The organism is Nocardia sp. 852002-51101_SCH5132738 (genome assembly GCF_001665695.1).
GTDB classification, from domain to species: domain Bacteria; phylum Actinomycetota; class Actinomycetes; order Mycobacteriales; family Mycobacteriaceae; genus Nocardia; species Nocardia nova.
Window position 1 is genome coordinate 21,466 of sequence record NZ_LZML01000160.1, and the last position, 17,166, is coordinate 38,631.

General features: G+C 68.1%; 17 protein-coding genes. 7 read left to right on the forward strand and 10 right to left on the reverse strand.

Annotation, left to right across the window (positions count from 1 at the left end):
* Nucleotides 1-153: 153 nt before the first annotated feature.
* The 3 genes from A5789_RS24985 to A5789_RS24995 all read right to left on the reverse strand — a co-directional run bounded on the left by A5789_RS24985 (nucleotide 154) and on the right by A5789_RS24995 (nucleotide 3,498).
* Nucleotides 154-579 (reverse strand): GyrI-like domain-containing protein, encoded by a 426-nt coding sequence (locus A5789_RS24985; RefSeq protein ID WP_030514164.1) that lies wholly within the window; start codon nucleotides 577-579, stop codon nucleotides 154-156.
* Between the two features lie 6 nt (nucleotides 580-585).
* Entirely contained in the window at nucleotides 586-1,089 is a 504-nt protein-coding gene (locus tag A5789_RS24990; RefSeq protein ID WP_063011594.1) for a GyrI-like domain-containing protein, read from the reverse strand.
* A gap of 111 nt (nucleotides 1,090-1,200) precedes the next feature.
* On the reverse strand, nucleotides 1,201-3,498 hold the full coding sequence (locus tag A5789_RS24995; RefSeq protein ID WP_064923392.1) for a transglycosylase domain-containing protein: 2,298 nt from the start codon (nucleotides 3,496-3,498) through the stop codon (nucleotides 1,201-1,203).
* A gap of 1,547 nt (nucleotides 3,499-5,045) precedes the next feature.
* Between A5789_RS24995 and A5789_RS37445 the strand changes: the two genes are divergently transcribed.
* Both A5789_RS37445 and A5789_RS25005 read left to right on the forward strand, forming a co-directional pair.
* Nucleotides 5,046-5,201, forward strand: coding sequence for a hypothetical protein (locus A5789_RS37445; RefSeq protein ID WP_197516717.1), 156 nt, complete (start codon nucleotides 5,046-5,048; stop codon nucleotides 5,199-5,201).
* Complete coding sequence (locus A5789_RS25005; protein WP_227463093.1) at nucleotides 5,195-5,851, forward strand: HAD-IA family hydrolase; 657 nt, start codon at nucleotides 5,195-5,197, stop codon at nucleotides 5,849-5,851. The genes A5789_RS37445 and A5789_RS25005 overlap by 7 nt, the downstream gene beginning before the upstream one ends.
* Here the strand turns inward: A5789_RS25005 and A5789_RS25010 are convergent.
* The 3 genes from A5789_RS25010 to A5789_RS25020 form a co-directional block, all read right to left on the reverse strand.
* Nucleotides 5,841-6,692 (reverse strand): carbohydrate ABC transporter permease, encoded by an 852-nt coding sequence (locus tag A5789_RS25010; protein ID WP_063011542.1) that lies wholly within the window; start codon nucleotides 6,690-6,692, stop codon nucleotides 5,841-5,843. The two genes, A5789_RS25005 and A5789_RS25010, sit on opposite strands and share 11 nt — an antisense overlap.
* Complete coding sequence (locus A5789_RS25015; RefSeq protein WP_051043442.1) at nucleotides 6,692-7,675, reverse strand: carbohydrate ABC transporter permease; 984 nt, start codon at nucleotides 7,673-7,675, stop codon at nucleotides 6,692-6,694. Before A5789_RS25015 ends, A5789_RS25010 begins: the two co-directional genes overlap by 1 nt.
* A gap of 86 nt (nucleotides 7,676-7,761) precedes the next feature.
* Nucleotides 7,762-9,024, reverse strand: coding sequence for an extracellular solute-binding protein (locus A5789_RS25020; RefSeq protein WP_030514173.1), 1,263 nt, complete (start codon nucleotides 9,022-9,024; stop codon nucleotides 7,762-7,764).
* Between the two features lie 289 nt (nucleotides 9,025-9,313).
* Here A5789_RS25020 and A5789_RS25025 point away from each other — a divergent pair, with 289 nt between their 5' ends.
* Together A5789_RS25025 and A5789_RS25030 are read left to right on the forward strand one after the other, a co-directional pair.
* On the forward strand, nucleotides 9,314-10,153 hold the full coding sequence (locus A5789_RS25025) for a DUF2786 domain-containing protein (protein WP_063011588.1): 840 nt from the start codon (nucleotides 9,314-9,316) through the stop codon (nucleotides 10,151-10,153).
* Nucleotides 10,154-10,217: 64 nt separating this feature from the next.
* Nucleotides 10,218-10,730 carry a TIGR04338 family metallohydrolase gene (locus A5789_RS25030; RefSeq protein ID WP_064904946.1) on the forward strand — a complete coding sequence of 171 codons (513 nt, stop codon included), beginning with the start codon at nucleotides 10,218-10,220 and terminating at the stop codon, nucleotides 10,728-10,730.
* 42 nt (nucleotides 10,731-10,772) lie between these two features.
* Here A5789_RS25030 and A5789_RS25035 read toward each other — a convergent pair whose 3' ends face one another.
* Nucleotides 10,773-11,570, reverse strand: coding sequence for a VOC family protein (locus A5789_RS25035; RefSeq protein ID WP_030514176.1), 798 nt, complete (start codon nucleotides 11,568-11,570; stop codon nucleotides 10,773-10,775).
* 122 nt (nucleotides 11,571-11,692) lie between these two features.
* On the reverse strand, nucleotides 11,693-12,664 hold the full coding sequence (locus A5789_RS25040; RefSeq protein ID WP_227463092.1) for an o-succinylbenzoate synthase: 972 nt from the start codon (nucleotides 12,662-12,664) through the stop codon (nucleotides 11,693-11,695).
* A 92-nt stretch (nucleotides 12,665-12,756) separates the two neighbouring features.
* Here A5789_RS25040 and A5789_RS25045 point away from each other — a divergent pair, with 92 nt between their 5' ends.
* Nucleotides 12,757-13,101: a hypothetical protein gene (locus tag A5789_RS25045; protein WP_064904944.1), complete on the forward strand. Its 345-nt coding sequence runs from the start codon at nucleotides 12,757-12,759 to the stop codon at nucleotides 13,099-13,101.
* A 3-nt stretch (nucleotides 13,102-13,104) separates the two neighbouring features.
* On the opposite strand, the gene A5789_RS25050 is transcribed toward A5789_RS25045, so the two are convergent.
* A complete protein-coding gene (locus A5789_RS25050) occupies nucleotides 13,105-14,274 on the reverse strand; it encodes a thiolase family protein (RefSeq protein WP_064904943.1) in 1,170 nt (389 codons plus the stop codon).
* Between the two features lie 108 nt (nucleotides 14,275-14,382).
* On the opposite strand from A5789_RS25050, the gene A5789_RS25055 reads away from it, so the two are divergent.
* Complete coding sequence (locus A5789_RS25055) at nucleotides 14,383-14,901, forward strand: helix-turn-helix domain-containing protein (RefSeq protein WP_064904955.1); 519 nt, start codon at nucleotides 14,383-14,385, stop codon at nucleotides 14,899-14,901.
* 94 nt (nucleotides 14,902-14,995) lie between these two features.
* Here the strand turns inward: A5789_RS25055 and A5789_RS25060 are convergent, their stop codons facing one another.
* A complete protein-coding gene (locus A5789_RS25060) occupies nucleotides 14,996-16,075 on the reverse strand; it encodes an ABC transporter ATP-binding protein (protein WP_063011534.1) in 1,080 nt (359 codons plus the stop codon).
* 168 nt (nucleotides 16,076-16,243) lie between these two features.
* On the opposite strand from A5789_RS25060, the gene A5789_RS25065 reads away from it, so the two are divergent.
* Nucleotides 16,244-17,038, forward strand: coding sequence for an LLM class F420-dependent oxidoreductase (locus A5789_RS25065; protein ID WP_030514182.1), 795 nt, complete (start codon nucleotides 16,244-16,246; stop codon nucleotides 17,036-17,038).
* Nucleotides 17,039-17,166: the final 128 nt, after the last annotated feature.

Consider the following 17,166-nt stretch of genomic DNA (forward strand, 5'->3'; position numbering starts at 1 on the left):
GGCGAGCCGGCCGCGAACGGGGCCTCCTCGAGGTCGGCCCGTGCGGGGTTGCGTCAGGCGCGAATGTCGCTGTGAATATCAGGCTTCGAAATCAGGCTGGGCCCCTGCGGAATCGCGGGGGCCCAGCCTGATTCGTTGCTTTTCGTTCGGCGGTCAGTCGAGCGACACGTACACCTCGACCGAGGTGGGGCCGGTGTAGCGTTCGATCTCCGCGGTGTGGGAGCGGGTGATCGTGCCGGCGCTTTCGGCCTTGGCGACCTTGGCCCAGGCGGTGCGGAGCAGATCGTAGGGCTTGTCGGAGACGACGAATTTGGCATAGCGGCCTGCGGGAATGCGGGTGATCACGTCGCCGGTGTCGAGTTCGTCGAGTCCGCCGAGTTCGTAGCCGAGGACCGCGACGGCGTGGTCGTCCTGGCCGATGTAGGCCGCGACGCGCGGGACGTTCTTCTCCCGCGACAGATAGCGGTCCCAGGTGAAGTTCACCAGATCCAGATCTCGTGCGGTCACCTCGCGCCCGGCCAGCGGGACGGTGAGTCCCCCGACGAGGCTCGGTTCCAGGGTGACGATTTCGAAGTCCACGAGTCCCTACCTGTTCTCGCCGGAATCGGCTTGGGCCACACCGTTGTTCAACGCGTCGGTCAGCGGATCGCTCTGCAGGGCGACGAACACCTCGACCGTGCGCGCCTCCGGATAGTGCTCGAAATCGCCGGTGTAGGCCCGCACCAGCGCGCCGGCCGCTTCCAGATCCCAGACCGCGCGCCAGATCGAGACGATGGTGTCGCCCAGGTTGTCGCCGGTGCGCAGGAAGCGCGCGAACTTCGCCGCGGGGACGCGGGCCAGCACATCACCGGGCTGCAGATCGTCGAGGCTCTCGCACCGGTAGCCGACGATATGGGTCAGATAGGAACCGATCTCGGGCGCGTGGTCGACATATGCGGTCGCCGGCGGGCCGGGTAACCGGCGCGCCAGAGTTCGCTTCCACGCCTCTTCCACCTTCTGCCGGCGCGGTCCCTCGACCGCCAGCGCCGGGCTGCGTAGCACCGTGCCCGCCACCAGTGTCTCGTGGCGCTCCACCACTTCGAAATCCACCCGTGTCGCCCCTAATGTCTCGTGTTCAACCCCGTTCCACCCTATCGGCGTGTGCTGGATGATGGCCGGATTACTCCAATTCGTTTCATCACAGCGTGCCGGATCGGACCGTCATCCCGGAACCGGGACGGTCAGCCCCGGAAAGATCTCCACCTGCCGCGGCGGCGGGGGTGGTGGCGGTGGCGGCGGAGCGGGCGGAATGACGATCACCGGCGGCGGCTGCTGCTCCGACTGCGACGGCGGTTGCAGGACGTCGAACGGCGCGTTCCCGGTCGGCTGCGGCGCCGCGGTCTGGGGCTCCGGCTCCGTGAACGGCCCCGCCGAATTCGGTGGCGGGGGCGCCGCGAACGGCCCGGCCGCCGCGCTCGGATCGGGATTGGCGAACTGCTCGACCGGAGTGCCGGCGAGCGCGCCGTCCATGGTGCGCTTCCAGATGTCGGACGGCAGCCCGGAGCCGTAGATCAGGCCGCCGCCCGCCGTCCGGATCGGCTCCGGCTGATCGGTACCCACCCAGACCGCGGTGGACAGCGACGGGGTGAAACCGATCATCCAGGCGTCCTTGTTCTCGCCGGTGTCTCCGAGCTGCGTCGTCCCGGTCTTGGCCGCCGACGGACGCCCGGCCAGCGTGTGGCCGTTCGAATACGCCGGGATGGGCTGCATCGCCTTGGTGGCCGTATCGGTGATCCCGCGCGGGAAGCGCTGCTGCGGCGGCGGCAGCTGCCCGCCCCCGGGCGCCCCGCGATCGAGCAGTACCCGGCCGTCACCGGCCACCACTCGCTGCACGAAGTACGGCTGGTGATAGCTGCCCGACGCCGCGATGGTGGCATAGGCCGACGCCATATCGATGGGCCGCACCGAGTACACGCCGAGGACGACCGTCGGCGCCGGCTGCCCGTCGGGTTCCGACAGTGAGGTGCCCGGTACGCCCGGGATCTGCTGGGGGATACCGGCTTGGTGGGCGGCATCGGCCACCGCCCGGGGCCCGATGGCTTGGGTGAGCCGGATGAAACTGGTGTTCAGCGAACGCTTGTAGGCCTCGGCGAGACTGCAGGTTCCGCAGGATTCACCCTCGACGTTGGTCACCCTCACCCCGTTGACAACGACCGGCGAACTGTCCAGCTGGGACGTCAGCGTGAAGCCCTGCTGCAGCGCCGCCAGCACGGCGAAGGTCTTGAAGGAGGACCCGGTCTGCAGGGTAGCCTGGGCGAAGTCGTAGCCGACTCCGTCCTCGCCGCCGTAGTAGGCCCGGATCGCACCCGAACGCGGATCGATCGACACCACCGCACTGCGCAGCTGCGGCGGCTGGCCGTCGAGGGTGCGGTGCACCGCGTCCAGCGCGGCCTCCTGCGCTTTGGCGTCGATGGTCGTCGTGATCTGCAGCGCACCGGTGTTGATCTCTTGATCGCTGATCCCCGCCGCGCGCAACTCCTTCAGCACTTGGGTGCGGATCAGCCCGGCGGGGCCGCGGGCGGCGTCGTCGTCGGGTTTGGGTGCGGGCGCGATCGTCGGGAATTGCACCTTGTCGCGTTCGCCGAGTGTCAGCACGCCCATCCCGACCATGCCGTCGAGCACGTAGTTCCACCGGGCTTTCAGCTGGTCGAGGTGCGTCTCGGGGTCCAGGATCGACGGCGTGCGCACCACCGCCGCCAGCACCGCGCCCTCGGCCAGGGTCAGCTGCGAGACCGGTTTGTCGAAGTAGGCGCGCGCGGCCGCCGCGATCCCGTAGGCATCCCGGCCGTAGTAGATGGTGTTGAGGTACGCGGCGAGAATGTCGTCCTTACTCCACTGCCGCGCCATCTTCGCCGAGATCACCAGCTCCCGCATCTTGCGCGACAGGGTGCGCTCCGAGCTGAGGAAGGCGTTCTTGACGTACTGCTGGGTGATGGTCGATCCACCGCCCGCGTCGTCGCGGCCGAGCAGATTGTCGCGCGCCGCGCGCAGGAAGGCCGGCGCCGAGAATCCGGGATTGCGGTAGAAGTCGCGATCCTCGGCCGAAAGCATGGCGTCGCGCATGGTCTGCGGCACCTCCGACAGCGGCACCGGCGTGCGATTGCCTTCGGGGGGAACGATTTTCGCCAGGACGGTCGTTCCGTCGGCGGCGGTGACGGTGGCGATCTGATTGGTCTGCACCGCACTCGGATCGGGTATCTCGGCGCTCCAGTACGCGAGAACCAACAGCAACGACGGAATCGCGACGAAGATCAGGAACAGGGCCAGCAGCAGACGCCGAATCCGCTGACCGCGTGTGCGCGGCGGGCGTTCGCGGGCGCCGGCCGGTTTCTCGCGGCGGCGGGGACGCCCGCTGTTCGGCCGGGACACACCGTCGAGTTGCTTCCACCCGGCAATCGAGGCATAAGGCGCCGTTTCCGGGCGGCCGCGCCGCGGTTTGCGGGTCGAGCTCACGATCATCTCCTCCCGGAGCGTCGGCGAACCAGCGAGAAACAACGATCCCGTCCAGCCTACGGGGCCGGTCGGTGGTCAACCAGAACAGCTAATACCCAGTAAATCGTGATCCCGCTCGAAAACCGGTCACGACCGGCCGACGGCGCATCGGTGTGAGCCGAATAACCACGTCGGCAACCGCACTCGCCGCCATGAAGCAGAGGCAGAACGCAACGTATTTCCGACACCGTGTCGACCGCCCGGTTGCCGGGACCGAAACGGATGAATTAGACATCCGACATGCATTTTGTGAAGTGAGGCACCAGCGGTCGTTCCGAATGGTAGCTCGACAAACTGCCTGGTAGCTTCCGTTTTGCTCACGTGCAACGTCGCGCATCGCATTCGACCTCTCACTCGCCGAACGTCTTTCTCCCCGCCGTCCGTGTGCCTCTGCCCCTGGCAAGAGGCGGGAATCGTCATATCCGTCCACCGCCGATCGCGCGGGTCGTCGTCGACCCCGAAATCGGTGGCGGCACTGATGGAGCCTTCATGACACGCACCATCGCGATGCCTCCGAATCGCGTACTCGACATACCCGACGACGTCGTCCGGAGCCGTGGCCTGCTGACGGGTTACTTCGCCGGCCTCGGCGTCGTGATGGCCGTCTGGGGAACACGGATCCCCGCGGTCCAGGAATCCGCCGGACTCGGCACGGCCGGGCTGGCCGGGGTCCTGCTCGCCGCCGCGGTCGGCATGGTCGCCGGCCTCCAGGTCGGCGGTCGCCTCGCCCGGCCTGCTCGGTTGCCCCAGCTGTTGACCGTCGGCGGGGTCGGTCTGGCCCTGAGTCTCGCCCTGGTCGGCAGCTGCCGGATGCCGATCGCGCTCGCCGCCGCGGCGCTGTGCTTCGGCGCCGCGCACGGGGTACTGGACGTCGCGGCGAATGCCGCCGCGGTGCGCTGCCAGAACGCCTACGGCCGGCCGATCATGTCCGGCCTGCACGCGGCCTACAGCCTCGGCGCGCTGGGCGGAGCGGTGATGGCCGTTGTCGCCGCGCATATTTCGCACACCTACGTCTTCGGCATCACCGCGGCCGCGGTCGTCCTCGCGACGATCGCCGCGGCGCCCGCCACGCGCTGTGTCGGCTCGCCGCTTGCCGACCCGGGGGTGGTGGTGGGTGAGCGTGCGCCCCGACTGTCCCGGTCTCGGATCTGGCTGCTGGGCGCACTGGCCGCGGCATGTCTGCTCGGCGAGGGCGCGGCGGCCGACTGGTCGGCGGTCCACCTGACCGGCCTGCACGCCTCGGCCGCGGTCGGTGCCGCCGCATACGCCGCGTACAGCGCCGCGATGGCGGCCGGACGCCTCGTCGGCGATCGGCTCACCGCCCGCTTCGGAGCGCCGAAAGTTGTTCGGGCAGGCGCGATTCTGGCGTCGGCCGGACTTCTCACCGGTGTGTCGGTGAACGATGTGCCGTTCGCGTTGGCCGGCTGGGCCGTCTTCGGCCTCGGCCTGGCCGTCACGATTCCTTCCCTGTTCAGCACGGCCGCGGCACGGGAGGTCCGCGCGCCGTCGCCGCCGTGGCCGTCGCCGGATATCTCGGACTACTCGCGGGACCGGCCCTCATCGGGGCCGTGGCCACCGTCACGACCCTGCCCGTCGCCCTCGTGCTGCCCGCCCTGCTCGCCGCGGGCGTGGCCGCTCTGTCTCATCGAGCATTGGAGAACCAGTGGTAAGCGCTCTGTCTCACTCGTCCACCGACCTCGACGCGGTCATCTTCGACTACAACGGCGTCATCGGCCTGCAGCCGACCACTCCCATGTGGAGCGGTCTCGCCGAACTCGCCGGATGGCGCACCGAAGACCTCACTCATTTCCAGACCGCCTTCTGGAGCGCTCGCGAACCCTACGATTCCGGCGAGTTCGACGACACGGACTTCTGGACCGCGGTGCTCGGCCGCCGGCCCGCACCGGCATTGCTCACCCGCTTACGTGCCGTCGACACCGCGTTGTGGACAAGGACCGACCACCGCGTCGTCGGCCTCCTGCACCGGGCCCGCCAGGCGGATCTGCCGATGGTCTTGCTGTCCAACGCGCCCCACCCGGTCGGCGACGCGCTCGACGCCTCCGACTGGCGCGGCCTGATGACCGACGCCCTCTACTCGGCCCGGCTCGGCATGAACAAACCGCACCTCGACACCTACCGAAATGCCCTGGCCGCCACCGGAGTCGGAGATCCGGGTCGTGTGATGTTCATCGACGACCGGCCCGACAACTGCGAAGCGGCGGCACGACTCGGCCTGCGAACCCTCCACTACGCCGGCTCACCCGCCGATATCGAAAGGCAGCTCGGGACGAAATCGGTCGCCGCCTGCCCTAGCTCTTGACGCCGCCCGCGGTGAGGCCGGAGATGATGCGGCGCTGGAACAGCAACACCATGATCACCAGCGGCACGGTGACGATGATGCCCGCCGCCATGATCGCCGCATACGGCTGCACCAGCGGATCGTTACCGGAGAACCGCGCGATCGCGACCGTCACGGGTTCGGTCCGGTCGACCGAGAGCAGACTGGCCAGCAGGTACTCGTTCACCGCGGCGATGAACGCCAGGATCGCCGTGGTGAACACCGCGGGCGCGGCCAGCGGCAGCATCACCAGCCGGAACGCCTGGAACCGGCTCGCGCCGTCGATCCGGGCCGCTTCCTCGAGCTCCCAGGGCAGCTCGGCGAAGAACGAGGCCAGGACGTAGACCGTCATCGGCAGCACGAACGAGATGTTCGGGATGATCATCGCCTGGTAGTGCCCGATCCAGCCGATGTTGGTGAACAGCTGGAACAGCGGCGTCACCAGGACGACCACCGGGAACATCGAGGCGCTCAGGATCAAGCCGGCGACTAGGGTCTTACCGCGAAAGGCCATGCGCGCCAAGGCGTAGGCGGCCATCATGCCGATCAGCAGTGCGATCACGGTGGTGGCCGCGCCGATGACGACGCTGTTGGTCAGCGCCCGGCCGAAGTCGTTGCCGCGGCTGGTGTCGAACGCGTTGCGGAAGTTCTCGAAGGTCAGGTGGGTGGGCCACGGGGTGTTGTCGAAGGTGTAGTCCGGATCGCGGAAGGCGGTCACCGCCATCCAGTAGAACGGGGCCAGGCCCCAGATCAGCACGATCAGCGCACCGACGTACACCCGCGCGGACCGCCACGGTTTGCGCCCAGAGGTAGCAGTGGTCATCAGTGTGCCTTCCGCTGTTCTTCCTGCGTCGCCACCGCATTGGCGCCCAGTATCTTCACCAGCACGAATGCCACCGCGAAAATCATCAGGAAGGTGAGCACCGACAGCGCGGCCGCGCTGTTGGAGCCCTGCCGCACCTGATCGACCACGAGGATCGAAATGGTCCGGGTCGCCGGGTTGCCCTGCATCATGATGGCCGGCAGGTCGTAGAGGCGCAGCGCGTCCATGGTCCGGAACAGCACCGCGACCAGCAGTGCGGGCTTCAGCAGCGGCAGCGTGATGTGGGTGAAGCGCTGCCATGCCGAGGCGCCGTCGACCTTGGCCGCCTCGTACACGTCGTTCGGGATCACCTGCAGTCCGGCGAGAATCAGCAACGCCATGAACGGGGTGGTCTTCCAGACGTCGGCGATGATCACCGCGAATCGCGACCACCACGGATCGGTCTGCCACAGGATGTGCGTGTGCAGCACCCGGTTGACCACGCCGTTGTACTGGAACATGAACTCCCACAACCGGGCTGTCACCGCGGTAGGGATGGCCCAGGGGATCAGCACCGCGGCACGCAGCAGCGCCCGCCCGCGGAAGGTCTTGCCCATCACGGTCGCCATGCCGAGGCCGATGGTCGCCTCGAGCGTCACGGTGATCACCGTGAACAGCAGGGTGATCCCGATGGCCGCCCAGAACTGCGAACCCAGGTTGCCGGTGGGGCACGGCTCGGTTCCGCCGCCGGGCAGGGTGCACTGCTGCAGCAGCCAGTGCGTGTAGTTGCTGAACCCGGCGCTGCCGCCCTCGACGAACATGCCGGTGGCGGGGTCGAGCCCGGCGTCCTTCTGGAACGACATCCACACCGCGCGCACCACCGGATAGCCGATGACGACCGCGAGCGCCACCAGCACCGGTGCGACGAACAACCACGCGCGGCCCGACCCCTGCGGGAGCCGTAAGCCCCGGGAGTTACTGTCGCGCTTCGGTTTCGGGCTCACCGGCAAATCGTCGGGTGGCGCGAGATCGGTGGCACCCGAAGGACTCGACACGTTCAACTCTCCTACGGGGCAGACTGCGGACAGGGTCAGGAGCCGGCGGCTTCGATGCCCTTCTGCATGCCGATGATCGCGTCATCGACTGATTTCTTACCGGTCAACGCAGCATATGCGTTGTCCTGGATGGCCTTCGACACCGCCGGGTAGAAGGGGGTCACCGGGCGCGGCACGGCGCTGGCGATCGAATCCTTCAGCGCGGGCAGATACGGGAACTTCGCGATCAGCGCCGGATCGTCGTACATCGACGACCGCACCGACGGGAACGCGCCCTCGGCGACGATGCGCTGGGCATCCTCGCTGATCAGGAAGCGCAGGAAGTCCAGCGCGGTGGCCTTGTTCTTGGAGTAGGCGCTGATGGCGGCGTTGTAACCACCGAGCGTGGAGGCGCCGATGCCGTCCTTACCGGGCAGTGGGGAGACGCCGAAATTGCCCTTCACCGCGGAGGAGTCGGCCTGGGCCACACCGTAGAAGTTGGGCCAGGTGCGCAGGAACAGCAGCTTGCCCGAGGCGAAGGCGTTCTGGCTCTCCGGCTCCTTGAAGGAGATGGCCTCCTTGGGGATGTCGCCGTTCTTGTAGGCGTCGGTGAGCACCTGCAGGCCGGCGCGCGACTGCGGGGAGTTCACGGTCGCGGTCTTGCCGTCCGGGCCGACGAACGAGCCGCCGTAGGCGTTGATCACCTCGGCCGCGTTCACGGTCAGACCTTCGTAGGGTGCGAACTGCCCTGCGTAGCAGCCGATTCCGTGATCGCGCGCGATATTGCAGTCGGCCAGCAGTTCCGGCCAGGTCTTCGGCGGATTCGGAACCAGATCCTTGCGGTAGTACAGCAGGCCGCCGTTGGTGTTGCGCGGCGCGGCGTAGAGGGTGCCCTGGTAGGTCGCGCTGGCGACGGTCGGCGAGAGCAGCGTGGAGGTGTCGAGGGCGAAGGAGTCCTTCAGCGGCTGAATCCAGCCCTTGGCCGCGAACTCGGCGGTCCACGGCACGTCCAGCGCCATCACGTCGTAGTCGGACTGTTTGGCCCGCATGTGCTGGGCCAGGTCGTCGTACTGCTGGGAGGCGTCGTTGGACTGCTCTTTGAACGTCACCTGCTCGTTCGGATGGGCGGCGTTCCACCGGTCGATGAGCTGCTTGACCGCACCCGTCTCGGTGGTGTCCTTACCCTCGACGTAGGTGATCGGACCGCGCCCGCCCAGGTTCTGGCCGGTCGGGTTGCTGCCGTCGCCGCTCGAACAGGCGCTCGTCAACCCGGCGGTGAGCAGTGCCACCGACGCGGTGGCCAGTGCGGCGCGGGACACGAGGGACGAGCGTCGTGACGCGGCGCGCGCGCGAGCCTTACGCGCCTTGTTCGAGGACGCCTTGTTCAAAGCCATCGATACTCCAGGGTCGTAACGAACACAGGTGCCAAGCGTGAGCGCCCGCACACTGCGCCGGTTGCACAAGGCAAGATACATTGTTCGGCTGCTGCGTGGGATACGGCGTCCGCCCCCGCCCTTCGTGGTTCCGCGAGCTACCGCCTTCCGCCCCCGCCCGATCGTGTGGGGATGTCGGTGCGTTCTCGTATCCTGGCGCTCGATGTCGACCCAGATGCCCCAGGACAAGTTGCTCACCCGGATCGGTGGGCTGTTGCGTCAGGCCGAGTCGACCGACAACGAGCACGAGGCCGAGGCGTTCATGGCGGCTGCCCAGCGCCTGGCGACCCGTTCGTCGATCGACCTGGCGGTGGCCCGTGCCCATATCGCCGGCCGCGAACGCCGCCCGACACCGATGCAGAAGGTCGTCCCGATCGGCGAGGCGGGGAAGAAAGGGCTGCGCACCTACGTGCAGTTGTTCGTGGCGATCGCCGCGGCCAACGATGTGCGCTGCGATGTGACCCGCACGTCCACGCAGGTGTACGCCTACGGCTTCGACACCGATATCGCGACCTGCGAGGCGCTGTACACGAGCCTGCTGGTGCAGATGGTGCGGGCGTCGGACCACTACATCAAATCCGGCGCCTACAAATCGGCGACCGTGGAGAAGGTCGTGGTGGAGACGCGCTGGGGTCGCAGGGTGCAGCGTCGCATACAGGCCCCTGTCGCAGCGGTGACGGCTCGGCTGAATTTCCAGATGGCGTTCGCCGATCGGATCGGCCGCCGGCTGGCGCAGGTGAAGGCGGATGTGGAGGCCGAGGCGGTGCGCGACGATCCCGGCTCCGCGGAATCGGCCGCGGGCACCGCGCTGGCCCTACGCAACAAGGACCTCGAGCTCACCGATTTCTACTCCCGCACCTCCGACGCCCGCGGCACCTGGCGCGGCCCGCAGGAATCCACGGGGTACTCGCCGGCCGCGCGACGTGCCGGGGATCGTGCCGGCCGAAGCGCACGGCTGGGTCTGTCCCCCGAATTGCCCACCGGGCGAGGGCGTCTCGAAGCGCCCGGAGCATGAGCCGCACGAGAGCGGCGCAGTGCGGCGCCGTCCTGATGTGCCCGGCGCACCGCGAGCCGCAGTTGTGACGCCCCGGGATTCGCAGCGCAGCCGCGTCTACGATGCCGAGGGTCTGGTGCGGCGGATGTTCGAACGAGCCGAGGAATTCGGGGCTCGCACGGTCGACTTGCACGGCTCGCAGCTCACGCTGCCGATCGAGCGGAAGTTCGCCTCGGTCGAGTCGGTCCAGAGCTATGTGGACCGAGTCCTGGCATTGAATTGGGTACGCGCGCAATGGCTTCGGGCCGATACGCCGCTCGCGGTGCGTGCCCGCGCGGGCACCGGCGCGGCGCACTACGAAACCGGCCGCGCCGTCCTGGCCGTACCCCTGCACACCGGCGGAACCGCGTGGGCGCTGCGCGAATTGGTCATACTCCACGAAATCGCCCACCACTTGGAGCCGCCCGGCGCCGACCTCGCCCCGCACGGCCCGGAATTCTGTACGCGCTACCTCGAGCTGGTCGACGGGATCATCGGCCCGGAAGCCGCCCTTCTTCTGCGCGCCACTCTGCACGACTGTGGCGCCCGAGTGGGCTGAACCGATGCCCCGGGCCGTACCGCACGGCCCGGGACACGAGCGCTACTGCCCGGGCGCCTCCGCCCGCACCGTCGGGTCGATGAGGCCGAAGATCTCGCCCTGGGGAGCCTGGACGACGGCGGAGCGGCCGAACGGGGTGTCGTCCGGTCCCATCAGTGCCGTGGCACCGAGTTCGGTTGCGCGGGAGAGCTTTTCGTCCGTCCCGGCGACCTGGAACCAGGTGAGCCAGTAGGGCGGGTTGTCGCCGGGTGCGCTGCCGGCGTCCATGACGCCGCCGGCGACGTCCGCACCGGGCGGGGAGAAGGTGGAATAGACGAAGTTCTCACCGTCGCCGATTTCGTCGAAGGTCCAGCCGAAGACGCGGCGGTAGAACTCCTGTGCGGTGGCGTAGTCGCCGGTGTGCAGTTCGTTCCAGCAGTAGGAGCCGGGTTCGTTGTAGATACCGGCACCGGTGTGGGCCTTGGCCTGCCAGACGCCGAAGATGCCGCCGGTCGGATCGGCGGCCACGCACATGCGGCCCACGTCCATGACGTCGAAGGGCGGGACGAACACGGTGCCCCCGGCCGCGCCGATGGCCTCGGCGACCGCGTCGACATCGTCGGCGGCGAGGTAGGTGGTCCACACCGAGGGCATCGGCGCCTCGCCCATCTTGGGCCCGATTCCGGCGGCCGGTTTACCGTTCAGCATCGCCATCAGATATCCCCCGGCCTCGGGCGGGCTGTCCATGATCTCCCACCCCAGCAAACCGGAGTAGAAGTCGCGGGCAGCCTGCGGATCGTCGACCGAACAGTCGATCCAGCAGGGCGTACCCTGCGGCCACGCAGAATCACGAGTGGGCATTGCGGAACTCCTATCGTGTGTTCGAGCACGTGAGAACTGCCGATGGCACACGATCAGCTAATCACAGACGGGCGGGTGGGAAAACCCTCGTCCCGCACCCGCCGAGGCGTGCGAGGCCGCGATCAATCAAGGAGCCGCAGCACCCGCTCCAGCCGGCTTCGCCACCACGCCGTGCGCTCCGGATCGGGATGGCGGAAGCGTTCCAGCAGTGCGGGATCCGGGTTCGGCGGGGTGCGCGGAACGCTCAGATATCCGTCGACGGGGCGCAGTGACTCCGCGACCACGTCGCCGGCGAACAGGTTGACGGTGCCCAGCCCGCAGGCGTGGTCGAGTTCCGGCAGGGCACCGGCCAGCGCGAGCTGGGCCGACAGTCCGACGCTCGTCTCCAGTGCCGAGGAGATCACGCACGGCAGTCCCGCCGCCTGCGCCACCCGCAGTGCCCGCCGCACTCCGCCGAGCGGTGTGCATTTCAGTACGGCGATATCGGCCGCTCCCGCCACCGCGACCCGCAGCGGATCCTCGGCACGCCGGATGGATTCGTCCGCGGCGATGGGAATGTCGACCCGCCGCCGGACCGCCGCCAGCTCCTCGATCGTCCGGCACGGTTGCTCGGCGTATTCCAAACCCTGTGCGGCACGGTCGATCTGACGCAAGTTGGTGACCGCGGTATCGACATCCCAGACCGCGTTGGCATCGACCCGGACGGCACCGTCGCCACCCAGCGCATCGCGGACGGCCGCGACCCGCTCGATATCCTCGGCGAGCGAGTCGGGATGATCGGCGATCTTGACTTTCGCGGTGCGGCAACCGGATTCGGCGACGATGGCATACGCGCGCTCGGGTCCGACCGCGGGAACGGTGCAATTGACCGGAATGCGATCCCGGACCGGTTCCGGCCAGCCCTCCTCGATCTGCTCGACCGTGGTGGCGAGCCAGTTCGCGGCCTCGCGGTCGTCGTATTCGACGAACGGGCAGAACTCACCCCAGCCGCGCGGTCCTTCGAGCAGCATCCCCTCACGGACGGTGATGCCGCGGAAGCGAGTACGCAGCGGAATCGCGTAAACCAGGGCCGACGCCGGATCCAGATCGCTCACCCGGGCCAGCCTAACCCTGCGAAACGGCGACGGACCGGCGGTCGACCAGTGGTGCTTGCGAGCACCGGTCGAAGGGATTTCCATAAGTAGCCATGGAGTTCCGGCCGGCTCGCCCGCCGCTGCGGCGCGGCGATGCCGTGCTGAGTGCCGCGGTCTATCTGGCCGGTTGCGGTGTGGCGTGGGTGATCTGGCGGTACGGCCTGCCGTACCGGGATATGGCGCGGCAGCGCACTCGGCCGGGGGACAGTCATCTGCCGCTGGCCTACGCCGTGGCGTTCCTGTCCCTGGTCGGTGCGCTGCTGCTGGCCGGGCGGTGGACCCTGCGGGCGTTGCGGGAACGCCGCCCGGCCTGGCCTTACGCGCTGCTCACCCTGCCGCTGCTGGCCGAGGCGTGGCTGCTCGGTTTCGCGGCGGCGCTGGTCGTGGTGTCGGTCTGAGGCTCAGAGCCGCTCGTAGATGGTCGCGTTCGCCAAACCGCCTGCCTCACACATGGTTTGCAGTCCGAAGCGGGCCCCGCGTTCGTGCAGTGCGTGGACCAGCGTGGTCGCCAGCCGCGCACCGGAGGCGCCGAGCGGATGCCCCAGCGCGATCGCGCCGCCGTTGACGTTCACCCGGGACAGATCCGCGCCGGTATCGGCGGCCCAGGCCAGTACCACCGAGGCGAAGGCCTCGTTGACCTCGAACAGGTCGATATCGGCCAACGACAGGCCCGAGCGCTGCAACACCTTCCGAGTCGCCGGGATCACCGCGGTGAGCATCAGCAGCGGATCGTCGCCCGCGACCGCGAAACTGTGCAGCCGGGCCAGTGGCCGCAGGCCCAGTTGCGCCGCCTTCTCACTGGTCATGATCAGCACTGCCGCGCTGCCGTCGTTGATCTGACTCGCATTGGCGGCGGTCACGTTCCAGCCGATCTCGGGGAATCGGGCGGCATAGGCCTCGCTGTAGTAGGCCGGCCGCAGCCCGGCCAGGGTTTCCAGGGTGCTGCCGACGCGAATGCCCTCGTCGGTGCTCAACCCGGCCAACGGCGCCAGTTGTGCCTCGAAGGATCCGTTCTTCGTTGCGGTGGCGGCCTTTTCGTGACTGGCGAGCGAGAATTCGTCCATGGCGATGCGCGAGATGCCCCAGCGCGCCGCGATCAGTTCCGCGCTGATCCCCTGCGGTACCAGCTCGTCCGGATACCGCTCGGTGAAGGCCACGCCGTTGATATCGGTGGCGCCCGCCACGCTCGACCCCATCGGCACCCGGCTCATCGACTCCAGACCGCCGGCGACGACGATGTCGTAGGCCCCGGCCAGCACGCCCTGCGCGGCGAAGTGGATGGCCTGCTGGCTGCTACCGCACTGCCGGTCGACCGTGGTGGCCGGAACGGATTCCGGATATCCGGCCGCGAGCGCGGCCCGGCGGGTGATGTTGACCGACTGCTCGCCGACCTGGGTGACCACACCGCCGATGACGTCGTCGATCAGCACCGGATCGATCCCGCTGCGTCGCACGACCTCGCGCAGGCTGTGGGCGAACAGGTCGACCGGATGCAGTTCGTGCAGCGCTCCGGTGGCTTTGCCCTTGCCGATCGGGGTGCGTACGGCCTCGACGATCACTGCGTCTCTCATGGCGATTCCTCCGGTATCGCGCCGTTGCGACATCTGACTCAGTCGCTCTAAAGCCAGGTTAGGAGCTGGCATTAGTTGTGGCAAGTCAGAGTTGGTATGATCGTCGTCATGCCCGTGAAGTTGGAAGGACCCCTGCGTGATCTGAATTCGTGGAAGCCGGACGGCTGTTCCATCGTGAAGGCGCTGGATATCGTCGGCGCCCGCTCGACGATGCTGATTCTGCGCGAATCCATCTACGGCACCACCCGCTTCGACGGTTTCGCGGCGCGGGTGGGTATCACCGATGCCGCCGCGGCCGCCGCGCTGCGCAAACTGACCGACGCGGGACTGCTGCGCAAACAGCCGTATCGGGAAGAGGGTAAGCGCACCCGCAACGAGTACGTGCTCACCGAGATGGGCCGGGATCTGCTGCCGGCGATCTTCGCGCTGTGGCAGTGGGGGGACAAATATCTGCAGGGCGGAGTGCCGCCGCTGGAGCGGATCGAAGACACCACCGGTGAACCGGTGCGGGTGGAGTTGCGCAGCGCCGGCGGTGACGAGGTCGCGCTCGAGGACATCCGGGTCCGGGTCAACCAGGACTGGCGCCGGGCACGCGTCGGAACCCGGGATGTGACCGCACAGCGATGAGACGATCGGCGCGGGTCTTCGGCGGACCGGTGCGTGGGCTGACGATCGTGCCCTCGAGCACCCGGAAGCGTTCGAGGGCAACGATATTCGAGTCCTAGGTCAGTCGCTTACCGCTGGCCGGGTCGAAGAAATAGGTGTGCTCCGCATCGCTGGTGAGCGTCAGCTTGTCGCCCTTCTGCGGCGGATTGCGCCAGTCGGCGCGGGCGACGATCGTCTGATCTCCGCCGGCCTCGCCCAGGGTGCGGCCGTAGATGTAGGCGTCCGAACCCAGCTCCTCGACCACATCGATCTCCATGGCGATGCCGTCGGAACCGCCGGCCGGATCGAAATGCTCCGGCCGGATGCCGACCACCACGGTCTCGCCCGCGGCGTCGGCCACCGTGCGCGGCAGCGCGATCGAATGTCCGCCGACGGTCACCGAACCGTCCGACACCGGCAGGGTGAACAGGTTCATCGCCGGGGAGCCCATGAAGCCCGCGACGAACAGATTCGCCGGATCCCGATACAGATCCCGGGGTGAGGCGCACTGCTGCAGCAGTCCGTCCTTGAGCACCGCCACCCGGTCGCCCATGGTCATCGCCTCCACCTGGTCGTGGGTGACGTAGACCGTGGTGGTGCCGAGCCGGCGCTGCAACTGGGCGATCTGCGTGCGGGTCTGCACGCGCAGTTTCGCGTCCAGATTCGACAGCGGTTCGTCCATCAGGAATACCTGCGGCTGCCGCACGATCGCGCGTCCCATCGCGACCCGCTGACGCTGACCGCCGGACAGCGCCTTGGGCTTGCGGTCCAGGAAGTCCTCGAGGTCGAGCAGTTTCGCCGCCTCCAGCACGCGCTGCGTGCGCTCGGCCTTACCGACCTTGGCCATCTTCAGTGCGAAACCCATGTTCTCCGCGACCGTCATATGCGGATACAGCGCGTAGTTCTGGAAGACCATCGCAATATCGCGCTGTTTGGGTTCGGCGTCGGTGACATCCTTCTCGCCGATCAGAATGCGGCCGTCGTTGACCTCCTCGAGTCCGGCCAGCATGCGCAGCGAGGTGGATTTGCCGCATCCGGACGGTCCGACCAGTACCAGGAATTCGCCGTCGGCGATCTCGAGATTCAGCTTGTCGACGGCGGGTTTGGTCCCACCCGGGTAGAGCCGGGTGGCGTGGTCGAAGGTGACCGTGGCCATGGTGAATCAATCCCTTCACCGGCAGGAACGTGCCGGACGATCCGAGTAGAGGGGTCGGTGCGCGCCCCACAGTAACCCAGCGGCCCGCGCGGGGTGCAGCGGGCGAGTAGCCTCGTCAAGGGCCGCTGACCGGCCGCGAGAGCAGCTCACGAGACGAAGGAGCATCGGATGACTCGACCGGTTCGCATCGGAGTTCAGCTACAGCCGCAACATGCTCCCGACTACGGGCTGATCCGGGATGCCGTGCGCCGGGCCGAGGATGCGGGCGTGGACATCGTCTTCAACTGGGACCACTTCTACCCGCTCTACGGCGATCCCGACGGCGCTCACTTCGAATGCTGGACCATGCTCGGCGCGATCGCCGAGCAGACCGAACGAGTCGAACTCGGCGCCCTGGTGACCGGCGGCGGATATCGCAATCCCGACCTGCTCGCCGATATGGCCCGCACCGTCGACCACATCTCCGGCGGCCGGCTGATCCTCGGCATCGGCGCCGGCTGGTTCCAGAAGGACTACGACGAGTACGGCTACGAATTCGGCACGCCCGGAACACGTCTGGCGTTGCTCAAGGAATATCTCGCCCGCATCGACGCCCGGCTGCCGAAACTGAATCCGGCGCCGACGCGCCACATTCCGATCCTGATCGGCGGCGGTGGTGAGCGAAAGACGTTGCGACTGGTCGCCGAATACGCCGACATCTGGCACAGTTTCGCCGATATCGAAGCGCTGGAACGGAAGTCGAAGATTCTGGCCGAGCACTGCGCCGAGGTCGGCACCGACGCGAACCGGATCGAGCGGTCGGTGTCCTGGCCCGGCGCCGAACAGGCCGAGCGGCTGGTGCAGGCCGGCGCGACCCTGTTCACCGTGGGCGTCGGCGGGCCCGACTACGACCTGAGCGTGGTGGAGCAGGCCGTCGCATGGCGGGACAACTTCAATCCGGAGTCGGTGACCGGTATCGCCTGATCGAACACCGCCTGATCGAACACCGCCGGATCGAATCAGTGGGATTCGATTTCCGCCGGGCGATGTGGCAGGGGCGGCGGCCCGTGGACCCGCGTCGCCGCCCCCGGGGCCCTACCGGCCCGGCTAGG

Excerpts from the sequence above, each read along its gene's own strand:
- A5789_RS25060 (WP_063011534.1), bottom strand. The coding sequence starts at position 16,075 with ATGGCCACGGTCACCTTCGACCACGCCACCCGGCTCTACCCGGGTGGG.
- A5789_RS25025 (WP_063011588.1), top strand. The coding sequence starts at position 9,314 with ATGCCCCAGGACAAGTTGCTCACCCGGATCGGTGGGCTGTTGCGTCAG.
- A5789_RS25035 (WP_030514176.1), bottom strand. The coding sequence starts at position 11,570 with ATGCCCACTCGTGATTCTGCGTGGCCGCAGGGTACGCCCTGCTGGATC.
- A5789_RS25045 (WP_064904944.1), top strand. The coding sequence starts at position 12,757 with ATGGAGTTCCGGCCGGCTCGCCCGCCGCTGCGGCGCGGCGATGCCGTG.
- A5789_RS25055 (WP_064904955.1), top strand. The coding sequence starts at position 14,383 with ATGCCCGTGAAGTTGGAAGGACCCCTGCGTGATCTGAATTCGTGGAAG.
- A5789_RS25065 (WP_030514182.1), top strand. The coding sequence starts at position 16,244 with ATGACTCGACCGGTTCGCATCGGAGTTCAGCTACAGCCGCAACATGCT.
- A5789_RS24995 (WP_064923392.1), bottom strand. The coding sequence starts at position 3,498 with ATGATCGTGAGCTCGACCCGCAAACCGCGGCGCGGCCGCCCGGAAACG.
- A5789_RS25010 (WP_063011542.1), bottom strand. The coding sequence starts at position 6,692 with ATGACCACTGCTACCTCTGGGCGCAAACCGTGGCGGTCCGCGCGGGTG.
- A5789_RS25050 (WP_064904943.1), bottom strand. The coding sequence starts at position 14,274 with ATGAGAGACGCAGTGATCGTCGAGGCCGTACGCACCCCGATCGGCAAG.